At 71.8% G+C, this 22,745-nt stretch carries 18 protein-coding genes; 10 read left to right on the forward strand and 8 right to left on the reverse strand.

The features are described 5' to 3' along the window. Positions 1–7 precede the first annotated feature (7 nt). Positions 8–1,201 (reverse strand): RtcB family protein, encoded by a 1,194-nt coding sequence (locus ACIF8S_RS25730; protein WP_400002057.1) that lies wholly within the window; start codon positions 1,199–1,201, stop codon positions 8–10. A gap of 215 nt (positions 1,202–1,416) precedes the next feature. Here ACIF8S_RS25730 and ACIF8S_RS25735 point away from each other — a divergent pair, with 215 nt between their 5' ends. The 3 genes from ACIF8S_RS25735 (at position 1,417) to ACIF8S_RS25745 (ending at position 4,571) form a co-directional block, all read left to right on the forward strand. Continuing rightward, positions 1,417–2,241 carry a DUF3558 domain-containing protein gene (locus tag ACIF8S_RS25735; protein WP_400002059.1) on the forward strand — a complete coding sequence of 275 codons (825 nt, stop codon included), beginning with the start codon at positions 1,417–1,419 and terminating at the stop codon, positions 2,239–2,241. Between the two features lie 133 nt (positions 2,242–2,374). Beyond that, a complete protein-coding gene (locus ACIF8S_RS25740; RefSeq protein ID WP_400002060.1) occupies positions 2,375–3,202 on the forward strand; it encodes a DUF3558 family protein in 828 nt (275 codons plus the stop codon). Between the two features lie 88 nt (positions 3,203–3,290). After that, positions 3,291–4,571, forward strand: coding sequence for a DUF2637 domain-containing protein (locus ACIF8S_RS25745; RefSeq protein WP_400002062.1), 1,281 nt, complete (start codon positions 3,291–3,293; stop codon positions 4,569–4,571). 88 nt (positions 4,572–4,659) lie between these two features. Here the strand turns inward: ACIF8S_RS25745 and ACIF8S_RS25750 are convergent, their stop codons facing one another. Together ACIF8S_RS25750 and lysS are read right to left on the reverse strand one after the other, a co-directional pair. After that, on the reverse strand, positions 4,660–6,531 hold the full coding sequence (locus ACIF8S_RS25750; RefSeq protein ID WP_400002064.1) for an FG-GAP-like repeat-containing protein: 1,872 nt from the start codon (positions 6,529–6,531) through the stop codon (positions 4,660–4,662). Between the two features lie 345 nt (positions 6,532–6,876). After that, positions 6,877–8,643: a lysine--tRNA ligase gene (gene lysS, locus ACIF8S_RS25755; protein WP_400002065.1), complete on the reverse strand. Its 1,767-nt coding sequence runs from the start codon at positions 8,641–8,643 to the stop codon at positions 6,877–6,879. Between the two features lie 232 nt (positions 8,644–8,875). Between lysS and argS the strand changes: the two genes are divergently transcribed. After that, positions 8,876–10,633, forward strand: coding sequence for an arginine--tRNA ligase (gene argS, locus ACIF8S_RS25760; protein WP_400002067.1), 1,758 nt, complete (start codon positions 8,876–8,878; stop codon positions 10,631–10,633). A gap of 296 nt (positions 10,634–10,929) precedes the next feature. Here the strand turns inward: argS and ACIF8S_RS25765 are convergent, their stop codons facing one another. Further along, the gene (locus tag ACIF8S_RS25765; RefSeq protein WP_400002069.1) at positions 10,930–11,928 is read right to left on the reverse strand and encodes an amidohydrolase family protein; all 999 of its coding nucleotides are present in this window, start codon (positions 11,926–11,928) and stop codon (positions 10,930–10,932) included. 126 nt (positions 11,929–12,054) lie between these two features. Between ACIF8S_RS25765 and ACIF8S_RS25770 the strand changes: the two genes are divergently transcribed. After that, positions 12,055–12,498: a MarR family winged helix-turn-helix transcriptional regulator gene (locus tag ACIF8S_RS25770; RefSeq protein WP_400002071.1), complete on the forward strand. Its 444-nt coding sequence runs from the start codon at positions 12,055–12,057 to the stop codon at positions 12,496–12,498. Positions 12,499–12,557: 59 nt separating this feature from the next. Here the strand turns inward: ACIF8S_RS25770 and ACIF8S_RS25775 are convergent, their stop codons facing one another. Both ACIF8S_RS25775 and ACIF8S_RS25780 read right to left on the reverse strand, forming a co-directional pair. Continuing rightward, positions 12,558–13,766 carry a PLP-dependent aminotransferase family protein gene (locus ACIF8S_RS25775; protein ID WP_400002073.1) on the reverse strand — a complete coding sequence of 403 codons (1,209 nt, stop codon included), beginning with the start codon at positions 13,764–13,766 and terminating at the stop codon, positions 12,558–12,560. A gap of 104 nt (positions 13,767–13,870) precedes the next feature. Beyond that, entirely contained in the window at positions 13,871–15,286 is a 1,416-nt protein-coding gene (locus ACIF8S_RS25780) for a helix-turn-helix domain-containing protein (RefSeq protein WP_400002075.1), read from the reverse strand. Positions 15,287–15,498: 212 nt separating this feature from the next. Here ACIF8S_RS25780 and ACIF8S_RS25785 point away from each other — a divergent pair, with 212 nt between their 5' ends. Beyond that, positions 15,499–16,260, forward strand: a complete 762-nt coding sequence (locus ACIF8S_RS25785; RefSeq protein WP_400002076.1) for a DUF4232 domain-containing protein — start codon at positions 15,499–15,501, stop codon at positions 16,258–16,260. 13 nt (positions 16,261–16,273) lie between these two features. Here the strand turns inward: ACIF8S_RS25785 and hemB are convergent, their stop codons facing one another. Then, on the reverse strand, positions 16,274–17,275 hold the full coding sequence (hemB, locus tag ACIF8S_RS25790; RefSeq protein WP_400002078.1) for a porphobilinogen synthase: 1,002 nt from the start codon (positions 17,273–17,275) through the stop codon (positions 16,274–16,276). 230 nt (positions 17,276–17,505) lie between these two features. On the opposite strand from hemB, the gene ACIF8S_RS25795 reads away from it, so the two are divergent. From ACIF8S_RS25795 to ACIF8S_RS25810, 4 genes are all read left to right on the forward strand, one after another. Beyond that, positions 17,506–18,882, forward strand: coding sequence for an FAD-binding oxidoreductase (locus ACIF8S_RS25795; protein ID WP_400002080.1), 1,377 nt, complete (start codon positions 17,506–17,508; stop codon positions 18,880–18,882). A 99-nt stretch (positions 18,883–18,981) separates the two neighbouring features. After that, positions 18,982–19,941 (forward strand): D-2-hydroxyacid dehydrogenase family protein, encoded by a 960-nt coding sequence (locus tag ACIF8S_RS25800; protein WP_400002081.1) that lies wholly within the window; start codon positions 18,982–18,984, stop codon positions 19,939–19,941. Positions 19,942–20,040: 99 nt separating this feature from the next. Beyond that, the gene (locus ACIF8S_RS25805; protein WP_400002083.1) at positions 20,041–20,646 is read left to right on the forward strand and encodes a LysE family translocator; all 606 of its coding nucleotides are present in this window, start codon (positions 20,041–20,043) and stop codon (positions 20,644–20,646) included. After that, entirely contained in the window at positions 20,646–21,350 is a 705-nt protein-coding gene (locus ACIF8S_RS25810) for a B3/4 domain-containing protein (RefSeq protein WP_400002131.1), read from the forward strand. Before ACIF8S_RS25805 ends, ACIF8S_RS25810 begins: the two co-directional genes overlap by 1 nt. 163 nt (positions 21,351–21,513) lie before the next feature. On the opposite strand, the gene ACIF8S_RS25815 is transcribed toward ACIF8S_RS25810, so the two are convergent. Further along, positions 21,514–22,479 carry a YihY/virulence factor BrkB family protein gene (locus ACIF8S_RS25815; protein WP_400002085.1) on the reverse strand — a complete coding sequence of 322 codons (966 nt, stop codon included), beginning with the start codon at positions 22,477–22,479 and terminating at the stop codon, positions 21,514–21,516. Positions 22,480–22,745: the final 266 nt, after the last annotated feature.

Raw genomic sequence — 22,745 nt, forward strand, 5'->3', positions numbered from 1 at the left:
CGGACGCTCAGCCCTTCACGCAGACGACCTGCTTCAGCTTCGCGACGACCTCCACGAGGTCCCGCTGCTGGTCGATGACCTGCTCGATCGGCTTGTACGCGGCCGGGATCTCGTCGACCACGCCGGAGTCCTTGCGGCACTCCACGCCCCGCGTCTGCTCCTCCAGGTCCTTCGCGGTGAAGCGCCGCTTGGCCGCGTTCCGGCTCATGCGCCGGCCCGCGCCGTGCGAGGCGGAGTTGAAGGCCTTGTCGTTCCCCAGACCCTTCACGATGTACGAGCCCGTGCCCATCGAGCCCGGGATGATCCCGTACTCGCCGGACCCCGCGCGGATCGCGCCCTTGCGGGTGACGAGCAGGTCCATGCCGTCGTAGCGCTCCTCGGCCACGTAGTTGTGGTGCGCGCTGATCTCCTGCTCGAAGGTGGGCTTCGCCTTCTTGAACTCCTTGCGGACCACGTCCTTCAGGAGCGCCATCATGATGGAGCGGTTGTACTTCGCGTACTCCTGGGCCCAGAACAGGTCGTTGCGGTACGCCGCCATCTGCGGGGTGTCCGCGACGAAGACCGCCAGGTCGCGGTCGACGAGGTTGTGGTTGTGCGGGAGGTTCTGGGCGACGCCGATGTGGTGCTCGGCCAGTTCCTTGCCGATGTTGCGGGATCCGGAGTGCAGCATCAGCCAGACGGAACCCTCCGTATCAGTACAAACTTCCACAAAGTGGTTCCCGCCCCCCAGCGTCCCCATCTGCTTCGTCGCCCGCTCCTCGCGGAACTTCACCGCGTCCGCGACCCCGCCGAAGCGGGTCCAGAAGTCGTCCCAGCCGCCCGTCGCGAAGCCGTGCAGCCGGCCCGGGTCGACCGGGTCGTCGTGCATGCCCCGGCCGACCGGGATCGCCTGCTCGATCCGCGAACGCAGCCGGGACAGGTCGCCGGGCAGGTCGTTCGCCGTCAGGGAGGTCTTCACCGCGGACATCCCGCAGCCGATGTCGACGCCCACCGCCGCCGGGCACACCGCGCCCCGCATCGCGATGACCGAGCCCACCGTCGCGCCCTTGCCGTAGTGCACGTCCGGCATGACGGCCAGGCCCTTGATCCAGGGCAGGGTGGCGACGTTGCGCAGCTGCTGGAGCGCGCCCTCCTCCACCGTCGCCGGGTCCGTCCACATGCGGATCGGCACCTTCGCACCCGGCAGTTCCACGTACGACATGAGGTCCCCATTCCCCCGGAAAAAGTACAGAAGTCGAATACCGCAAAACCGGCGCCAAGGTCGACGAAAAGGGATGACGGACCGGCGTCCACGGCAGTGCGTGCGATACATATTGTCTGCGAACGGCGCCCCCCTGCGGCAAGCGATTAACCAGCGGGGACACTGGACAGACCCGGCGGGCCGCGGCCCGCACCCACCGTCGAGAGGACCCGACCGTGCAGCGGAAGGCGTACGTACCCGGCGTCGCCGCGCTCCTGGTGGCCGTACTGGCCGGCTGCACCGGAGGCTCCGACAGCGGGGGGCAGTCGGACGACTCCAACCCCGGCAGCGCCGGTACGGCGTCGCCGGCGGCGCAGCCCGGCAGGTACGCCACCCTCCCCGAGCCGTGCGGCGCGGTCGACGCCCGGACGCTGGAGGAACTCCTGCCCGGTCTGGCGGAGTTGACGGACGAGCAGCAGCGGGAGAAGGCGTACGGGGGTGAGGCGACGCTCACCTACGACACCGACCGCAAGGTGGGCTGCCGTTGGAAGGTGGAGTCGACGGCGGCGACCGACCGGCTGCTGGTCGACCTCGAGCGGGTCGTGTCCTACGACAACGCGGTGAGCGACGACGCCCAGGCCGAGGAGCTGTTCGCGCGGAAGCAGACGGCGGCGCGGCTGCCCGTGTCGACGGTGACGGGGTCGGGCTCGCCCTCCCCGTCGGCGACCGGTCCGACGGACCCGGCCGCCACCGGCACTCCCGCAGCGCCCGGTTCGTCCCCGTCCTCCTCGACCGCCTCGCCGTCCGTCGCGCCGTCCGATCTGCAGCCGCGGGTCCTGGAGGACCTGGGCGACGAGGCGTTCCTCGACGACGCTCTCGACAGCTCCGGTTCGACCGCTCAGGAGCGCACCGTGACTGTGGCGTTCCGCACGTCCAACGTCATCGTCACCATCGAGTACGCGGAGCAGCCGGTGACCGTCGGCGCGGTCCCGGACAGCAAGGAAATGCAGGACAGGGCCCGGAAACTGGCCGCCGAGCTGTCCGACGCGCTGGGCGACTGAGCCTCGTTCACCGCCCCTTCACCCTCTGCGCGAAGCCCCCGAAGTACGGCCGTACGGGTGACGGGGCGCGTACCGTGACCCCTCGGACACCGTTCCGACCGCAGGGAACACGAGCGTCATGAGTGAAGGAACCATGCAGCGACGAGCACAGCGAGAGCAGCCCGAGCGAGCCAAGCGCCTGACCCGCGTCCTTGTCTGCGCGGCAGCCGTCCCCGTGATGCTGATCGCCTCCGGCTGCTCCTCGGACTCCGGCTCCGACGGCGGCGGAGACAAGGCCACGAGCACCTCCGCGTCGGCGAGCCCGTCCCCGACCGTGCAGGCGGCGGCGTACCGGACGCTGCCCGAGGCGTGCGGCGTGCTGACGAAGAAGACCCTGAAGGACCTGGCGCCGAAGGCCAAGTCGGGCAAGGAGGGCGGCTCCGACGACGTGGCCTCGCGGGCCAGCTGCTCCTGGAGCAGCCTGGACAACAACGGGGTCAAGGGGTCGCAGTTCCGCTGGCTGAACGTGTCGCTGATGCGTTTCGAGTCGGACACCACGCGCGGCCCGGGCGAGAAGCTGGCCGAGGAGTACTACGACAAGCAGGTGCGTGCCGCCCGGGTGGTGGAGGGCGCGAAGGGCGTTCGTGCGGTGCCGGTGGCCGGCACCGGGGACGAGGCGACCTCGGTGAGCTACGACCTGAAGAAGAAGGAAGGCACCTTCAAGCAGCAGACGGTCGTGGCGCGCGTGGAGAACGTGGTCGTCACCCTCGACTACAACGGCGCGGGTCTGGCCGGCGACAAGACGCCGGACGCGGCCGCGCTGCTGTCGGACGCCAAGAAGGCCGCCAGGGAGGCCGTCCTCTCGGTGACGAGGGCGAACGGCTCGGCGTCGGCGAGCGGTTCGCCGTCCGCGCCGACGTCGGGGAAGCCGTCCGCGCCGGCCTCCGGGTCGGCCTCGGCGTCGACCGCCGGCAAGGGCTGAGCCTCCTCATCCGGAACCGGCCACCCGTTCCCCGCACACATGTGCCACTCTGTTGCGCGCAACAACATGCACTGGGAGGGGAGTACGGGTGGCCGCGCCACTGCAGCTGACACGGATGCACCGGGTTCTCATAGGCGTGGTCGTCTCCGGTGCCGTCGTCATCGCCGGGATCGGCTTCGCCGGTTCGTACGCGGCGGTCCGTGAACTGGCCCTGCAAAAGGGCTTCGGCAACTTCAGCTACGTCTTTCCGATCGGCATCGACGCGGGTATCTGCGTGCTGCTGGCGCTGGATCTGCTGCTGACGTGGATCCGCATCCCGTTCCCGCTGCTGCGGCAGACGGCGTGGCTGCTGACGGCCGCGACGATCGCGTTCAACGGTGCCGCCGCCTGGCCGGATCCGCTCGGTGTGGGCATGCACGGTGTGATCCCGGTGCTGTTCGTGGTCTCCGTGGAGGCGGCCCGGCACGCGATCGGCCGGATCGCCGACATCACCGCCGACAAGCACATGGAGGGCGTCCGGCTGACCCGCTGGCTGCTCTCGCCCGTGCCGACGTTCCTGTTGTGGCGCCGTATGAAGCTGTGGGAGCTGCGCTCGTACGAGCAGGTGATCAAGCTGGAGCAGGAGCGGCTGGTGTACCAGGCCCGGCTGCGGTCCCGGTTCGGCCGCGCCTGGCGGCGCAAGGCACCGGTCGAGTCCCTGATGCCGCTGCGCCTGGCGAAGTACGGCGTCCCCCTGGCCGAGACGGCCCCGGCGGGCCTGGCGGCGGCGGGCATCGAGCCGGCGCTGCTGCCCCCGGCGCCCGAGCGGTCCGAGCAGGCCCGGCCCGGCGTTCCCGCCGAGGCCGGCCGTGCGGCGGCGCCATCCGGCGAGCAGCGCCTGGAGCTGGAGGGGAGCCAGGGCCCCGGGGGCGAGGAGGAGGCCCCCAACAATCCGTGGCTGCACGCCCGCGATCCGCAGACGGTCGAGTACCACGGCGGCTACGACCCCTCGTACGACCCGGACGAGGAGTACGCCCGCTGGATGGCGGAGCAGCAGCAGGCCGAGCAGTACGTGGACCAGTACCGGGAGGAGCCGCCGCTCCAGGAGCCCGCTCCGGAGGAGACCGGCACCTTCCCGATCCCGGTGATCCCGGGCGGCCGCACCCGGGAGCTCGGGGAGGGCGGGAACCCGTCCGCCGATCCGGACGAGGAGGAGTACTACCAGGTGTTCCGCCAGTCCATAGACGGCAGTTACCCCACGCCCCGCGTCCTCGGTGACAACATCCAGGCCACCTACGGCACGTCGCTGGCCCCCGGCGTCCTGAAGGATCTGGTGGACCGTTTCCAGAAGCGCCACATGGCGGAGCTGGAGGAGGACCACATCGCCTGAGGCTCCCGTCAGACGCCTCTGCCCGGCGCACGTGGACGTGAGCCGGGCAGAGGGACGGGCGGAGGAGGGTGCCGGAGCACGTCCTCCGTTACTGCGTGACGCTGTACCAGTCGCGCTGGGGAGCGGTCATCCCGGTCCCGGTGCTGGTGAAGTTCCACAGGCCGTGGCGCGAGCGGCCGTCGGCGCCCGGAGTGGCCTCGTACCAGACGGCGATGTCCGTCCTGCCGTCACCGGTGAGGTCAGCCGGGACCGGGGTGCTGAGGTTCCAGTTCCAGCTGCTGCCGGTGGTGGAGCTGTCCCACGTGGTCTGGGGCGCCGCGAAGGACGCGCCGTTGCCGGTGAACGTGTACAGCCGCGTGCGGTACACAGCGCCCGACGCCCCGAGGTCGTAGAGCACGCCGATGTCGGCCTTGCCGTCACCGTTGAAGTCGCCGGAGACAACCTTGCTGCGGCCCCAGGCCCAACTGCCGAAGGACGAGCTGTCCCAGGCGGTCTTCGGTGCGGCGAAGGAGGTGCCGGTGCTGGTGAAGGTGTACAGCCGCGTGCGGAAACCGCCGTCGGCGGAGCCCAGGTCGTACATCACGCCGATGTCGGCCTTGCCGTCACCGTCGTAGTCGCCGGAGACGACCTTGCTGCGCTCCCAGTTCCAGCTGCCGAAGGAGGAGCTGTCCCAGGCGACCTTGGGTGCCTCGAAGGCGGCGCCGTTGCTGGTGAACGTCCACAGGCGCGTGCGGAAGACGCTGTCGACCGTGCCCAGGTCGTAGAGCACACCGATGTCGGCCTTGCCGTCACCGTCGTAGTCGCCGGAGACGACCTTGCTGCGCTCCCAGTTCCAGCTCACCGAACCGGCGCTGTCCCAAACGAGCTTGGGAGCGGAGAAGGAGGTGCCGGTGCTGGTGAAGGTGTACAGCCGCGTGCGGAAACCGCCGTCGGCGGAGCCCATGTTGTACATCACGCCGATGTCGGCCTTGCCGTCACCGTCGAAGTCGCCCGAGACGACCTTGCTGCGCTCCCAGCCCCAGCTGCCGAAGGACGAGCTGTCCCAGGCCACCCGCGGCGAGCCGTACGCGGTGCCGTTGCTGTCGAAGACCCACAGACCGCTCTGGGAGCGGCCCTGCGCGTCCTTGCCGTAGTCGTAGAAGGCGGCCAGGTCGGCGTCGCCGTCGCCGTCGAAGTCACCGCTGACCGTCTGCGCCTGCTGCGGCAGCGAACGGGTGCGGTCGATCCAGGCGTTGAGGTCGTCGACGCGGGCCGCCACGGCGCCCGTGCGCGTCTCCGCCTCGTCGACGCCCCAGCAGCCGCCCTGCCAGGACCTGCTGCTGATGCCGACGAGCTCGGCGGTGCCGCCGCGCTCGACGAGCATCGGGCCGCCCGTGTCGCCCGGGCATACGGCGTCGCCGTCCTGGCCGGTGACGGCGAGGGTCCCACCTTCGACGGCGTCGACACCGAAGGTGCCGGCGTGCTGCCGGGTCGGGGCCCACTCCGTCGTGGTCCGGCCGAAGCCCACGGCCTGCAGCGTGTCGCCGGCGGCGGCCGGCGTCTTGGCGACCGCCACCGGGGCCACGCCGGTGACCGGCTGGCCGAGGCGCGCCATGACCACGTCGCGCCCCTGGTAGGGAACGAGTTCGACGACCTCGCGCGAGACACCGTCGGGGGCGGCGTCGGTGTGCCCAACGGTCGCGGTCGTCTTCTGCTGCGGGGCGCCGGCCGGCACGGTGAGGTCGGCGGCCGGGTTCGCCGCGAAGCAGCTGGCCGCGGTGAGCAGCCACTGGGGATCGACCAGGACTCCCGAGCAGCCGCGGTCGTGCTCACCGACGACGATCTTCGCGGTGTAGGCGTGCGTGGTTCCCCCGGCCGCGGGCCCGGTGACGGCACCGGCAGGCGCGGCCGTCAGCACGGCCCCCGCAATCAGGGAAGCCGCCGCCAGCGCACCGAGGCGCAGGGGTCTGTCATGTCGCATAAATCGTTTCCTCGCTGGCGAGTTCGACAAGGGCAGGGCAGCAGGGCCCTTCGAGCGGGGTCTTGCCACAGGGCGGTGGCGACGTTCCGCTGGAACGACGGCTCACGACCCCTGTGCGCAAGCCGCTCGATCCCCATGCAATCCACCCCCTTCACCAGCTGTCCATGACAACAACTACTCGAAACGGAACGTAAGACGCAGACCCAATGTGATTCCGGTCACCTACAGAGAAGGTTGTGACGAATGACATGGAGACTTTGTGAAGATCGGTCCGGAGCAACGTACGACGACGAAGAGGGGCGCCCGGTGGATTCCACCGGGCGCCCCTCTTCGTCGTCGTACGCGTTACGCGCCGAGCAGGTGCCGCACCCTCTCTTGCCCCACCGCCAGCAGCAGGGTCGGCAGACGCGGGCCGGTCTCGCGGCTCACCAGGAGCTGGTAGAGCAGCGCGAAGAAGGACCGCTGGGCGGTCTTGATCTCCGGCGGCAGCTCCTTGGGCGTGGCGTCGGCGGAGAAGCCCGCCTGGACCTTCGGGACGCCGTAGACGAGGTGGGTCAGGCCGTCCAGGGACCAGTTGGCGGCGAGGCCGTCGAGCAGCAGCCGCAGGGACTGCTGCGCCTGCTCGTCGAGCGACTTCAGCAGTTCGGCGTCGGGCTCGTCGCGGACGATGGTGCGCTGGTCGGCGGGGACGTGGGTGTTGATCCACGCCTCGGCCTTGTCGTAGCGCGGGCGGGCCTCGTCGAGCGAGCCGAGGGGGTTCGCCGGGTCGAGGTCGCTGAGGATGCGCAGCGCCTGGTCCTCGTGTCCGGCGGTGATGTCGGCCACCGAGGCCAGCGTGCGGTACGGCAGCGGCCGGGGCGTGCGCGGCAGCTCACCGCTCGCCGTCCGCACCGCGCGGGAGTGCGCGGCGGCGTCGGCGGGCAGCGCGGAGCCGTCGGCGACCTTGGCGTCCAGGCGGTCCCACTCGTCGTAGAGGCGCTGGATCTCCTGGTCGAAGGCGATCTTGAAGGACTGGTTCGGCCGGCGGCGGGCGTACAGCCAGCGCAGCAGCTGCGGCTCCATGATCTTCAGGGCGTCGGCCGGGGTGGGCACACCGCCCTTGGACGACGACATCTTCGCCATGCCGCTGATGCCGACGAAGGCGTACATCGGGCCGATCGGCTGCTTGCCGCCGAAGATCCCGACGATCTGCCCGCCCACCTGGAAGGACGAGCCCGGCGAGGAGTGGTCCACGCCGCTGGGCTCGAAGATCACGCCCTCGTAGGCCCAGCGCATCGGCCAGTCGACCTTCCAGACGAGCTTGCCGCGGTTGAACTCGCTCAGCCGGACCGTCTCCGAGAAGCCGCAGGCGGTGCAGGAGTAGGTCAGCTCGGTGGAGTCGTCGTCGTAGGAGGTGACGGTGGTGAGGTCCTTCTCGCAGTTGCCGCAGTACGGCTTGTACGGGAAGTACCCGGCGGAGCCGGAGCTGCCGTCGTCCTCGGCGGCGGCGCCGGAGCCCTCGGCGGCCTCCAGCTCGGCCTCGTCGACCGGCTTCTGCTGCTGCTTCTTCGCCGGCGCCTTCTTGGTGCGGTACTGGGCGAGGATCGCGTCGATGTCGGCGCGGTGCCGCATGGCGTGCAGGATCTGCTCGCGGTAGGTGCCGGAGGTGTACTGCTCGGTCTGGCTGATCCCGTCGAACTCCACGCCCAGCGCGGCCAGCGACTCGACCATCGCGGCCTTGAAGTGCTCGGCCCAGTTCGGGTGCGGGGAGCCCTTCGGGGCGGGAACGGAGGTCAGCGGCTTGCCGATGTGCTCGGCCCACGACTCGTCGACGCCGGGGACGCCCGCCGGGACCTTGCGGTAGCGGTCGTAGTCGTCCCAGGAGATCAGGTGGCGGACCTGGTGGCCGCGGCGGCGGATCTCGTCGGCGACCAGGTGCGGGGTCATGACCTCGCGGAGGTTGCCCAGGTGGATGGGGCCGGAGGGGGACAGCCCGGACGCGACGACGACCACCGGCGCGTCAGCGCCCGACGTTTTCGCGCCCGGGGCCCGACGCTCCGACTCCTCGATGACCTCATCCGCGAAACGGGAGACCCAGTCGGTGGTCTCGGTGCTCTGAGCCACGATCGGCACGTCCTTCTTTCTGCTCGGGCAGCCGGTACGGTCGCACGGCTGACCGTGCCATTCTCCCAGCTCCCCCGGCCACCGCGAAAACGCCATTTCACCGGCCCGCGCGGCGCCCTCGCGGGGCACCGCGCCGCGCGGCACCCCCGGTCGGCGCCCTCGCGCACGGAAAAACCGCTTTACCCCCCATGGGATACTGGCCGTGTCTATCTGAACCCACGAGGAGAACGGCACCCACTCCATGGCCTCGGTCACATCGCTCACCGATCTCGTCAGCGAGCAGCTCACGTCCGCCCTCTCCGCCACCCGGCCGGAGGCGTCCGCGGACCCGCTGCTGCGACGCAGCGACAGGGCGGACTTCCAGGCCAACGGCATCCTCGCGCTGGCGAAGAAGGCGAAGGCGAACCCGCGGGAGCTGGCGACCGAGGTCGTCTCGCACCTCACCACCGGCGACGTGCTCAAGGACGTCGAGGTCTCCGGCCCCGGCTTCCTCAACATCACGATCGCCGACCGGGCCATCACCGGGAACCTGGCCGCGCGGTACACGGACGACACCGGCCGCCTCGGTGTGCCCCTCGCCGCCGAGCCGGGTACCACGGTGATCGACTACGCCCAGCCGAACGTGGCCAAGGAGATGCACGTCGGCCACCTGCGCTCCGCGGTGATCGGCGACGCCCTGCGCGGCATGCTCGACTTCACCGGTGAGAAGACGATCGGCCGGCACCACATCGGCGACTGGGGCACCCAGTTCGGCATGCTCATCCAGTACCTGCTGGAGCACCCGGGCGAGCTGAAGCCGGCGTCCGAGGTCGACGGCGAGCAGGCCATGTCGAACCTCAACCGGGTCTACAAGGCCTCGCGGGCGCTGTTCGACGCCGACGAGGAGTTCAAGGAGCGGGCACGCAAGCGGGTCGTCGCGCTGCAGTCCGGCGACAAGGAGACCCTCGAACTGTGGCAGCAGTTCGTGGACGAGTCGAAGGTCTACTTCTACTCCGTCTTCGAGAAGCTGGACATGGAGATCCGCGACGACGAGATCGTCGGCGAGTCCGCGTACAACGAAGGCATGCCTCAGACCGCGCGGATGCTGGAGGAGATGGGCGTCGCGGTCCGTTCCGAGGGCGCGCTGGTGGTGTTCTTCGACGACATCCGCGGCAAGGACGACCAGCCGGTGCCGCTGATCGTGCAGAAGGCCGACGGCGGCTTCGGCTACGCGGCCTCCGACCTCACCGCGATCCGCAACCGGGTCTTCGACCTGCGCGCGACGACCCTGCTGTACGTGGTCGACGTGCGGCAGTCGCTGCACTTCAAGATGGTCTTCGAGACCGCCCGCCGGGCCGGCTGGCTGGGTGACGACGTCACCGCGCACAACATGGGCTACGGCACGGTGCTGGGCGCGGACGGCAAGCCGTTCAAGACCCGTGAGGGCGAGACCGTACGGCTGGAGGACCTGCTGGACGAGGCCGTGCAGCGGGCCGCCGAGGTCGTGCGGGAGAAGGCCAGGGACCTCACCGAGGACGAGATCCAGGAGCGGGCCGCGCAGGTCGGCATCGGCGCCGTGAAGTACGCGGACCTGTCGACGTCGCCGAACCGCGACTACAAGTTCGACCTGGACCAGATGGTCTCGCTGAACGGCGACACCTCGGTGTACCTCCAGTACGCCTACGCCCGTATCCAGTCGATCCTGCGCAAGGCCGGGGACGTGCGGCCCGCGGCCCACGAGGAGCTCGAACTGCACGAGGCGGAGCGGGCGCTGGGGCTGCACCTGGACGCGTTCGGGGACACGGTGTTCGAGGCCGCCGGGGAGTACGCGCCGCACAAGCTGACGGCGTACCTGTACCAGCTGGCGTCGCTGTACACGTCGTTCTACGACAAGTGCCCGGTGCTGAAGGCCGATTCGCCGGCGCAGGTGGAGAACCGCCTGTTCCTGTGCGACCTCACGGCCCGCACGCTGACCAAGGGCATGGCCCTGCTGGGCATCAGGACGCCCGAGCGCCTCTGACGCTCCTCGGCCCCACCGGCACACGGCCCGTCCACTCCCTCGGGGGGAGTGGACGGGCCGCGGCCGTCGCCGACGTCAGATCCGGGCCTGCACCGTCGTCCCCGAGACGTCACCGCGGGCGGCCCGGTCCGGGAAGAACGATCGTGGACGGCGCCGACGCGGATGCCTACGTGTGCACCGGGATGAAGCGGGCGCGGCTGGCCAGGCAGTGTCATCCGCACCTGCTTCCGGCCCACGGGCGCCGGGCCACGCGAGTGATTCGACGCCCCGGTCCGGCCGGACGGACCACGGGCCGACTAGGTCCTGTCCGGCCCTGCCATGGCCGGACCGATGCCGAAGAGGGAGGCGGCGTTGGCCGAGCGGACCTTGTGCCGGTCGGTGTCGGTGGAGAGGTGACCGAAGAAGGTGTCGATGTCGTCGCGGGTGGGCTGCTGGAACGGATAGTCGGTGGAGAAGATCAGCCGGTCGGTGGTCGTCACGGTCAGCGCGTGCCGCAGGAGGGCCGGGTTGAGCATGCCGGACATGGTGAGGAAGACATTGGTGCGGAGGTAGCCGGAGACGGGTCGTTCGAGGCCGGCCAGGCGGGCGAGGCTGTCGGCGCGGTCGAGCCAGAAGGGCAGCAGTTCGCCCCAGTGGCCCAGCACGATCTGGAGTTCGGGGTGGCGGTCGAAGGTGCCGCGCAGGATGAGCCTCAGGGCGGCGGTGGCCGCCTCGATGTGCCAGCCCCAGCCGAAGGTGGCCAGGCCCAGACCGGTCAGGGGGTCGAACCCGCGGTAGGCGGCGTCACGCAGGGCGTCGGACGGGATCTGCGGATGGATGAAGACCGGCTGGCGCAGACGGGCGGCCGCGGCGAAGAAGTCGTCGTAGGCCGGATCGTCGAGGAAGCGGTCGCCGGAGCGGCCGTAGACCATGGTTCCCACATGGCCCAGGGCGGCTGCGCGTTCGAGTTCGTCGGCCACGTGCTGCGGGGACGACAACGGCAGGCTGGACAGCGACCGCAAGCGCGTGGGATGGGCTCGGACCGCCGTGATGGCGGTGTCGTTGGCCAGGCGGCTGAGCGCGACGGCCTCCTCGGCCGGCAGCGCCTGCGTGCCCGGCGGAGTGAGGGCGAGCACGGCCAGGTCGATGCCCTGGGCGTCCATGGTGGCGAGCCGTCCGGCCCCGAGGTCTTCGAGGCGCTGCGTGGTGTCGCCGCGCTCGTTGAGAAGAAGGCTTTCGTCCGGCTGCCGGGCCGCCTTGAGCGCGGAGGTCAGCTCCGGCAGCATCCAGTGCTCTTCGATGCCGATGAGGGTCATGAGCGGGAGTCCTCTGGTGCGGTGACGGTGCGCGAGTGCGCTTCGGTGGTGGGCCACGAAGCTAGGCACACCCGCTTTGCCTGTCAAATGATACCTATCATCGGTTAGGTAGATTAGAGTAAGGATGTGGACGAGAAGCACGAGGCCAGACTGTTCGAGCTCGCCGATCTGATCCTGGCGATCAGCCGCCATCTGCATGCCGCCAAGGCGGACGCGGCGGAGTCGTGGACGCCGATCGAGGCAGCGGTGATGCGCTACATCGATCACCGGCCCGGCGCCACCCCGACGCAGGCGGCCCGGGCGACTCAGATGATCTCCAGCAACTTCAGCCGGGCCTTGCGCAAGCTGGAGCACAAGGGTCTGGTGCGCCGCGTGGCCGACCCCGGCGACGCCCGCCGTGTACGCCTCTACCCGACCGAGAAGGCGGGCGAGAACCTGAGGTACCTCCAGGAGACATGGAGCCGGCTGCTGGACGAGGCCGTTCCCGACCCTGCCGACGCGGACGCGGTGATCACCGTGCTCCGGCGTATCGAGTCACAACTCCTCGGCGGAGCCGACAGCGGTCCCTGACCTCGGTGCTCTCCACCCGGCCGGCCGCGTCGAACCCCTCAGGCCGAAGCAGCAGGCGGCTACCGCCGTCCCCGCAGCGCCGCCCCCAGCCTCCGCAGTCCCTCCGCGATCTCCTCCGGGGTCTGGGTCACGAAGCACAGGCGGAGGGTGGAGCGGTCGGGTTCGCCCGTGTGGAAGGGGGCGCCCGGGACGTACGCCACGTCGTGCCGGACCACCTCGGGGAGCAGGGCCGTGGTGTCGTACGCCTGCGGGAGCCGCACCCAGAGGAACATGCCGCCCTCCGGGCGGGTCCAGGACGAGCCGTCGGGGAGGGCGTCCGCGAGGCCGGCCAGCATCGCGTCCCTGCGCTCGCCGTACACGGCCGCCACCCGCCGGACATGGGCGTCCAGGTCGCGGTCCGCGAGGTAGCGGGCCGCGGCGAGCTGGTTGACGGTCGGGGTGTGCAGGTCGGCGGCCTGCTTGGCGACGGCGCAGGCGCGGCGCAGCCCCTCCGGCGCACGCAGCCAGCCCAGCCGCAGTCCGGGCGCCATGATCTTGGAAAGGCTGCTCAGCAGCACCGTGCGGTCCCCGGCCCCCGGGTGGGCGGCGATCCACGGCACCCGTTCGCCCTCGTACCGCAGTTCGCCGTAGGGGTCGTCCTCCACGATCCACAGTCCGCGGCGGGCGGCGACCTCGGCGACGGCGGCCCGGCGGGCGGCGGGCATGGTGCGGCCGGTGGGGTTCTGGAAGGTGGGCACGGTGTAGAGCAGCTTGGGCCGCTCCCGCACCACCAGCTCCTCCAACGCCTCGGGGTCCAGGCCGTGTTCGTCGCCGGGCACCGCGACCACCCGCGCCCCGGCCAGCCCGAACGCCTGAAGTGCCGCAAGATAGCAGGGGTCTTCGACGAGGACCGTGTCGCCCGGTTCGAGCAGCGCGGTGGCGAGCAGGGACAGCGCCTGCTGCGAGCCGGTGGTGACGAGCAGGTCGTCCGGGTCGGTGGGCAGCCCGCGCTCGGTGGTGCGTCCGGCGAGGGCGGCCCGCAGCACCGGTTCGCCCTCGGTCGTGGAGTACTGCAGGGCCCGCGCGGGCGTCTCGGCGAGCACCGCCCGGTACGCGGCCGCGATGCCGTCGGCGTCGAACAGCTCCGGTGCCGGGAGACCGCCCGCGAAGTTGATCACCTCGGGGCGGGCGGTGACCGCCAGGATGTCCCGTACGGGTGAGCCGCCGACCGCGGAGGCCCGGGCGGCGAGCCGCGGGGTGGGGGCGAGGGCGGGCTCGGTGAGGGACATGACACGGCTCCTTCGGCTGGGACGGCGCGTGCCCGCAGCCTAGGAAAAAGCGTGCGGTTGACATGCGCCTTTCCGCGATCCGGACGTGCCGCCCTGCCGTCGCGCTACTCGAGCTTGGTGGTCCCCTCCGGCACCCATCCGTCGCCGCCGATCGGGAACTCGTACGCCGGGCGGCCCTTGTTGCCGCTGGTGCGGAACGGGCGGCCCTCGTCGTCCACGGTCAGTGTGCCGCTGCGGTCGCCGCTGGACCACTTCAGCTCCAGGTACCAGTCGACGTCGTACGCGGAGACCGAGGCGGTGATGTAGTACACCTCCGGGTCGGACTCGCTCACCTTGAACGGGAAGTCCTCGTTCCCCGGCTCCGGGGTGAGGGACGGCCGCGCCGAGTCCAGCGAGACGCCGAACGCCCGCGTCCGGACGCCGCCTCCGCAGCCCACGCCGGGATAAGCCATGGTGTAGTCGTTCCAGGCGAGCGGCGCCCGCTTGCCCGCCACCCGCACGGTGAGGCCGTCGACGACCACCGTCTCGGGGCCGGCGCCCTGCACGGTGAGCCGCAGGTACTGCTGCCCCGAGGACACCGCGCCGTGCGCCGCCACCCAGCCCGCGGCACCCTCCTCGACCGGCGGGGGCTTCATCCCGCCCGCCGGCTTGTCGACCAGGTACCGCTGCGAGCAGGGGCTCTCCCAGGCGTACGGGTCCGCCCGCACGGTGACCGGCACCCCGCTCCTCTCCTCGCCCTTGCCCTCCGCCTCGGGGGGCGCGGAGGCGGCGGGCGTCCTCGCCGAGTCCTTGTCCTTGTCCTTGCCCGAGGGGGACGCGGAGGCGGTCGCCCCGGAGGAGGAGGGAGAGGACGACGCGGGGGCGGTCTCCTCGGCGGTCACCCCGGCCGCGCCGACCGGGCGGTGCCGGCCACCGTCGCCGCCCCCGTCCTGGCCGCCGCCCGGGAGCCCGACGGCGAGGGTGACCCCTGCCGCCACGGCGGCCACCGCGATCCCGGCGAGGACGGCCGTACGGGTACTACGGCGCCGGGCGGGGGCCACGGTCACCGTGCCGGGCGCATCGGCGCCTGTAGGGGCGCTCGACGGCGCCCCTGCTCCGGAGGGGCTGGTATGCGTGGGGCCGACCGGGGCGGCGGGGGGCGCATCCGCTGAGTGCGCATCAGCCGAGTGCGTACCGGCTGAAGGGGCCTCAGCCGGGCGGGTCTCCAGCGGAGGACGCGCCTCCCCCGAGGGTGTCTCGGTGGCAGCCGCCCCCGTCGCCCCCTTCCGTCCTCGCGCTGCGTCCGCCAGCACCCACCGCCGGTGCAGCTCGACCAGTTCCTCGGGGCGTGCCTTGCACAGCCGGGCCAGCCGCTCCACCGGCGCGTAGTCGGCCGGCACCGCGTCGCCGTTGCAGTACCGGTGCAGGGTGGACGTACTCATGTGGAGCCGCTTGGCGAGGACGCCGTAACTGAGCCCCGACCGGTCCTTCAACTCCCGCAGAAACGCCGCGAACTCCCCCGCCGCCGTCTCTTCCGCCACCGTTCCTCCATCCCCCGTGTCCCGTTCCACCGTTCCAGGGCAGGTCCGTTTCCCCTGGTCACAGCGCTGTGAGCGTTCCAGCGTCCCGCGTTGCCCGTCGGCTGTGGCGGCCGGGACGGATCACGCCGCACGCTTCTGTCATCCAAGCACGCCGCTCCCGCCGACCGGTCGAGCGGCGGCGTCAGATCCCTTTCGACGACAAGGAATTCGCCATGCGCACGTCTCGCCTTCACCTGCTCGCCGCGGCCGGAGTCACCGTCGCCACGCTCGCCCTGACGGCCTGCCAGGACGGCACCGGCACCCGTGACGAGGGGGCCTCGGCCTCGCAGCCCGCCGCGACCGCGAGCACGGGCACCTCCTCGCAGTCGCCCGCCGGGTCGTCCACGGAGGGCTCCGGCAGCGACGTGAACGGCGGCTCCGCGAACGAGGTGTCCGCGAACGGCGGCTCCGGGGCCGGCGCCGACACGTCCGGGAAGGGGGACTCCGGCGGCGGCAGGAGCGGCCAGGGCGCGAAGGACGAGAAGGGCTCCGGCGACGCCCCCGCGACCTTCACCTCCTGCAACGGCTCCAACACCGCCGTCTCCGCCCAGCCGCTCCCCCGCCCCGTCAACCACATGCTGATCACGGTGGAGAACACCGGTTCCAAGAACTGCAACCTCACCTACTACCCGGTGCTGCGGTTCGACGAGATGCAGTGGGTGCCGCAGCCGATCGAGGAGTCCAAGCCGCAGGCCGTGGTCACCCTGGCGCCGGGCGAGTCGGCGTACGCGGGGGTCGTGCTGTCGGCCGCCGACGGCAGCGGCTCGGGCGGCGCCACCGGCAAGAAGCTCGCCGTCGGCTTCCAGGGCCGCACGCCGAACTCCAGCGGCGGCCCCTCCGCGATCCCCGGCCTGCCGGCCAAGGGCGTGTACTACGACAGCAGCCTGACGGTGACGTACTGGCAGTACTCGATGGACGACGCCCTCACCTACTGAGCGACGGCCGGCGTCACCGTGCGGCGCTCAGCTTCTGGGCCACTTCGGTGGCCCAGTAGGTGAGCACGGTGCGCGCGCCGGCCCGGCGGATGCCGGTCAGCGACTCGATGATCGCCCGGTCCCGGTCGATCCAGCCCTTCTCGGCGGCGGCCTCGATCATCGAGTACTCGCCGGAGATCTGGTAGGCGACCACGGGCACGTCCACCGCGTCCGCGACCTTGGCGAGGACGTCCAGGTAGGGGCCGGCCGGCTTGACCATGACCATGTCGGCGCCCTCCTCCAGGTCGAGCGCCAGCTCGCGCATCGACTCGCGGAGGTTGGCCGGGTCCTGCTGGTAGGTGCGGCGGTCGCCCTGGAGCGAGGAGCCGACGGCCTCCCGGAACGGCCCGTAGAAGGCGGACGCGTACTTCGCGGTGTAGGCGAGGATCGCGACGTCGTCCCGGCCGATCTGGTCGAGGGCGTCGCGGATGACGCCGATCTGCCCGTCCATCATTCCGCTCGGCCCGACCACGTGGGCGCCCGCGTCGGCCTGGACCTGCGCCATCTCGGCGTACCGCTCCAGGGTGGCGTCGTTGTCGACCCGGCCCTGCGCGTCGAGGACCCCGCAGTGTCCGTGGTCGGTGAACTCGTCGAGGCACAGGTCGGACATGACGAGCAGGTCGTCGCCGACCTCGGCCCGTACGTCCCTCAGGGCGACCTGGAGGATGCCGTCCGGGTCGGTGCCCGCGGTGCCCGCACCGTCCTTCTTCGCGTCCTCGGGCACGCCGAACAGCATGATCCCGGAGACCCCGGCGGCGGCGGCCTCGGCCGCGGCCTTCTTCAGACTGTCGCGGGTGTGCTGCACGACCCCCGGCATCGCCGAGATCGGCACCGGTTCCGCCGCGCCCTCCCGCACGAAGGCCGGGAGGATGAAGTCGGCGGGGTGCAGCCGGGTCTCGGCGACCATGCGCCGCATCACCGGGGAGGTACGCAGACGCCGCGGGCGCGTGCCGGGGAAGGATCCGTACGTCGTCATACCACCTACGCTACGCCCGCCCCACCCGTGCCTTTGCCGACGCCCAGTCGGCGCCCAGTCGGCGCCCGGCGGGCGCCCGGCCCGCGCCCGGCCGGCCGCCGTCAACGGCCCGCCGTGCGGGTCCCGCACCCCGGGACCATGCTGGAGACAGGACCCGGCGAGGGGCCGCGGGCCATCGAGGTCCGGCGGCGCCGCCGCCGTCCCTCCGTACGCGCGCCGCGGAGGCCGTGATGACCACCCTGCACCACACGCCCGACCTGTTCGCCCTGTCGGAGATCCGCGGACCCGTGCTGCGCCCCGGCGACGACGGTTACACCGAGGAGGTCACCGGCTTCAACCTGGCCGCCCTCCACACTCCCGACGTGGTCGTGGGGGTGACCGGCGCCGACGACGTGGTGGCCGCGCTGCGCTGGGCGACGGCCACCGGAACGCCCGTGGCCGTCCAGGCGACCGGCCACGGCGCCAACTTCCCCATGGACCACGGGCTGTTGATCAGCACCAGGCGGATGACCGGTGTGCGGGTCGACCCGGAGCGGGGCACCGCGACCGTGGCCGCCGGTGCCCGGTGGCGGGACGTGCTGGCGGCGGCCGCGCCGCACGGCCTGGCGGGGCTGTGCGGCACCTCCACGAACGTGGGCGCGGTCGGCTACACCGTGGGCGGCGGCCTGCCCGTCCTCGGCCGCGCCCACGGGTACGCCGCCGACCTGGTCCGTTCCTTCCACGTGGTCACCCCGGACGGCACGCTGCACGAGACCGGTCCGGACCGCGAACCGGACCTGTTCCGGGCACTGCGCGGCGGCAAGCACGCCGTCGGCGTGGTGACGTCGATGGTCACGGAGCTGCTGCCGCTGCGCACCCTGCTGGGCGGCGGGCTCTGGTTCCCCGGCGAGCACGCGGAGGCGGTGCTGTCCGCCTGGTGCGGGTGGATCCGTACGGTGCCGGAGGAGATGTGCACGTCGTTCGCGCTGCTGCGGCTGCCGCCGATCCCGCAGATCCCCGAGGCGCTCCGCGGCGGCTTCTGGGCCCGGGTCGCGGTCGCGTGGACCGGTGACCCGGCCGAGGGCGAGGAATGGCTGGCGCCGGTCAGGGCGGCCGCCCCGGTGGCCGTCGACGAGGTGGAGGAGATGCCGTACACGGACCTGGACCGCGTCCACATGGAGCCGCAGGACCCGCTGCCCGTCCGGGAGTCCTGTCTGCTGCTGCACGAGCTGACGCCGGTGGCCGTCCGGACGTTCCTGGACCAGGTCGGCCCCGACGTCCCCGACTGCCCGCTGCTGCTCACCGAGCTACGGCACATGGGCGGTGCCCTGTCCCGTCCCGCGCACACCCCGGACGCGATCTGCGCCCGCGACGCGGCCCACCTCCTGCAGTCGGTGGCGGTCGTCGCCACCCCGCCCGACGCGGAGGCCGTCGAACGCGCCACGGCCGCCCTGCACACCGCGATGTCGCCGTACGGCACGGGCCGCACGATGGTCAACATCCACGGCACCCCGGGCGGGCCCGCCGACCGCGCCCGCGCCTGGACCCCGGAGGTCCACGACGACCTGAGGCGCCTCAAGGACACCTACGACCCCGACGGGCTCCTGCGTTTCGGCCACACCCCCTGAGCCGCGCCGTCCCCGTCACGCTCACGCTCCCGTGCCGGACAATTCCCTGGTGTCCGCCCGAGGGGGGCGGGGACGCCGGATCCACGGGAAAGGACCGTCATGCGACTGCGCTGTGCCGTGCTCGACGACTTCCAGGACGTCGCCACCACGATCGCCGACTGGAGCCCCGTACGGGACCGGGTGGACGTCACCTCCTTCACCGAGCACTTCACCACCGAGGACGAACTGGCGGCGGCCATAGCAGACTTCGACATCGTCGTGACCCTGCGCGAACGCGTGCCGTTCCCCGCCTCGCTGCTGGCCCGGCTGCCCCGGCTGAAGCTGGTCGTCGCGTCCGGCATGCGCAACTCGGTCGTCGACTACGCCGCCGCCGAACGCAACGGCGTCACCGTCTGCGGCACCCGCAGCTTCCCCACCCCGCCGGTGGAGCTGACCTGGGCGCTGCTGCTCGGGCTCGCCCGCGGCCTGGTCACCGAGAACAACTCCCTGCGTGAGGGCGGCGCTTGGCAGTCGACGGTCGGTGCCGACCTGCACGGCCGTCGCCTCGGGCTGCTCGGTCTGGGCAAGATCGGCAGCCGGGTGGCGCGGGTGGGTCTCGCCTTCGGCATGGCGGTCACGGCGTGGAGCCCGCACCTCACCGACGAACGCACGGACGAGGTGGGTGTGGAACGCGCGGCGTCCAAGGAGGAGTTGCTGCGCGACAGTGACTACGTCTCCCTGCACCTCGTCCTCGGCGACACCACCCGGGGCCTGCTCGGCGCGCCCGAGCTGGCTCTGATGAAGCCCGGCGCCTACCTGGTCAACACCTCCCGCGCGGGACTCGTCGACCAGGACGCCCTGCTCACGGCACTGCGCGAGGGCCGTATCGCGGGGGCGGCGGTGGACGTCTTCGACACCGAGCCGCTGCCCGCCGGCCACCCGCTGCGCACGGCCCCCCGCCTGCTGGCCACCCCGCACCTCGGGTACGTCTCCGAGCTCAACTACCGCACGTACTACGCCGACGCGGTCGAGGACATCGCCGCCTACCTGTCCGGCGCGCCGGTCCGCCGCCTCCACTGAACACGGGTTGTGGACCTCTCGGCCCGGCTCTCTTTGGCTCTGTCCACCGGACCATGACGACACCAGGCTGGGAGAACCGACGATCTCCCGGAGGTTCCCTTGAGTGTCGCGTTCCTGCTGGCCGCCCTGGTCGTGGTGGTCACCCCCGGCACCGGCGTGGTCTACACGCTCGCCGCCGGGCTGTCCCACGGCCGGCGCGCGGGCCTGGTGGCCGCCTTCGGCTGCACGCTCGCCGTCGTCCCCCACCTGCTGGCCACCGTCACCGGTCTCGCCGCGCTGCTGCACTCCAGTTCCGTCGCCTACGCGGTGGTGAAGTACCTGGGCGCGGCCTATCTGCTGTACATGGCGTGGGCGATGCTGCGCGACAAGGAGGCGTTCTCCGTCCGGGCGGAGTCCGCGCCGCGCCCGGCGCTGCGGGTGATCACCTCCGCGGTTCTGATCAACGTGCTGAACCCGAAACCGGCGCTGTTCTTCGTCGCGTTCCTGCCGCAGTTCGTGCCCGCCGGGTCGTCCGGCTCCGTCGGTCTGATGCTGCGGCTCGGGGCGGTCTTCATGGCACTGACCTTCGTGGTCTTCGCCGCGTACGGGGTGTGCGCCGCGGCCGTACGGGACCGGCTGCTGACCAGTCCGAGGCTCACCACCGGCCTGCGCGGGCTGTTCACCGCCTGCTTCGTCGGGCTGAGCATCCGGATGGCGGTGGCGTGATGCGTTTCCGGCACGCCGACGCGATCTGGTCCGCCCACCCGCTGCTCGCGGCGGGCGCCCTCCACGCCGACGGCATCGACCGGACGGCGGACGTGCGGGCGCGGGTGGAGGAGTACACCGCCCGTGCGCGGGAGCGGCTCACCGGCGGCCCCGAGAGCCAGTTTCCCGAAGTGCTGGCCTGGCGGCGGGCGTTCGCGCGGATGGGGCTGCGGCCGACGCGGTACCGGTGCGCCTCCGAGTCGCTGCTGCGCCGGTTGCGCAAGGAGGGCACGCTGCCGTGCATCCACCCGGTCGTCGACCTGTGCAACGCGATCTCCGTCGCGTACGCCGTTCCCGTCGCCGTGCTCGACGCCGACCGGATCACCGGCCCGCTGCTCGAAGTACGGCCCGCCCACGGCGACGAGACGTACACGACGTTCGACGGCCGCACCGAGCACCCGGCGCCGGACGAGGTGACGTACGCCGACTCCGCGGGACGCGCGCACGCCCGCCGCTGGACCAGCCGGCAGAGCGGCCACTCCGCGGTCGGCGACCGTACCCGCCGCGTCCTCGTGGTGACGGAGGCCCTGCACGACGGCGCGGCGGACACCGTCGCACGGACCCTGGAGACGATCGCCCGGGAGCTGGCCGCGCACTGGCCGGTCGCGCCCGAGACCGCGCTGATCGACGCTCTCGACAGGGAGTTCACCCTCGAAGCTCTCTAGGGTCTCTCGTTTGGATCAGGCCGGATCAGGGAGCGGAGTCCGGTGCCGTGCATCGCAAGGCGGAGGAGGGCGGCAGGGCGGAGCCCTGACAACCGACGACAACGCAGCGAGGCACGGTGCCAGACCCCGCGAGCCCGGCCTGATCCGAACGAAAGGCCCTAGGTCAGGCGCCCGGTCCGGGGTCCGGCTCCACCGGCGTACGGATGCCCGCCCGGGCCGCCTCCAACTGGGCCGAGAACGCGATGCCGAGGAAGAGCGCCACGGCGGTCAGGTTGGCCCACAGCAGCAGGGCGATGAAGGCCGTGAGCGGGCCGTACACGGCGCCGAAGGCCCCGCTCCGTCCGACGTACAGCGCGAGCAGCCAGGTAGCCGAGACCCACAGCACCAGGTGGACCGCCGAGCCGAAGGCCAGCCAGGTGTAACCGGGCTGGCCTCGGCGGGGCGACCAGCGCAGGATCACCGCCGACGCGACCCAGGCCAGCAGCAGTCCGGCCGGCACGTCCAGCACGGCCCACCACGCGGCCCCGCCCGTCCCGTGGCCGAGGGTACGGGCCACGGCGTCGCCGACCGTCTCACCCGCGACGAGCACCAGGAACCCCAGGACCATCGGCAGGCCGGCCGTGCACGCGAGCGCCAGGGCCCGGCCGTACTTGCGGACGAAGGGGCGGTCGCGCTCGATGCCGTAGATGCGGTTGGCGCCCCGCTCGATCTGCGCCATGGCGGAGGCGAGGTTCAGCACCGCGAACCCGAGGCCCAGCCAGAGCGCGACCGTGCTCCACACGTCGCTGCCGGCGCTGCGCCGGGTGCCCTCGAAGGCCTTCTCGACGACGTCCGCGCTGGCGCCCGGCACGATCCGGCCGAGGGTCAGCTCGATGACCCGGCCCACGCTCTCCGTGTGCACCGACGTGGCGAGACCCACGAGCACGACGGTGAAGGGGACCAGGCCGAGCACGACCTGGAAGGCGAGGGCCCGGGCGTTGGTGAAGCCGTCCGCGTAGCGGAACCGGGTGAAGGAGTCGGCCAGCAGCCTGAGGCCCCCGTACCGCCGCAGGGCGGTGAGGGCTTCGTCGCCGGAGAGTTCGTCTCCGAGCATGTCCCGGGTCTGCGGAACGTGGACGGCGGTTCCCACGATGCGGCTGCTCCTCGTGTCGGGGCGTGCGAGGACGTCGTCCTCCACCCGTGCGCATGCCCCGTGAACGAGACCGCAGTGCGCAGGGGGACGGCCTCGTGAGCCGGGGCGGCGCGGGCCGGGCAGTGCGACGCCACGCTGTCGCACCGGATGCGACACATGCAGGAGCGAGTCGACGTGCCGGGGCACACGCGACTGGAACGCCCACTTCCTGCATGCCCAGGCACAGGGCCGGCGGATCGAAGGCCGTTCGTTCTGCAGCCGCG

Source organism: Streptomyces sp. NPDC085937 (assembly GCF_044540535.1).
Classification (GTDB): Bacteria; Actinomycetota; Actinomycetes; order Streptomycetales; family Streptomycetaceae; genus Streptomyces.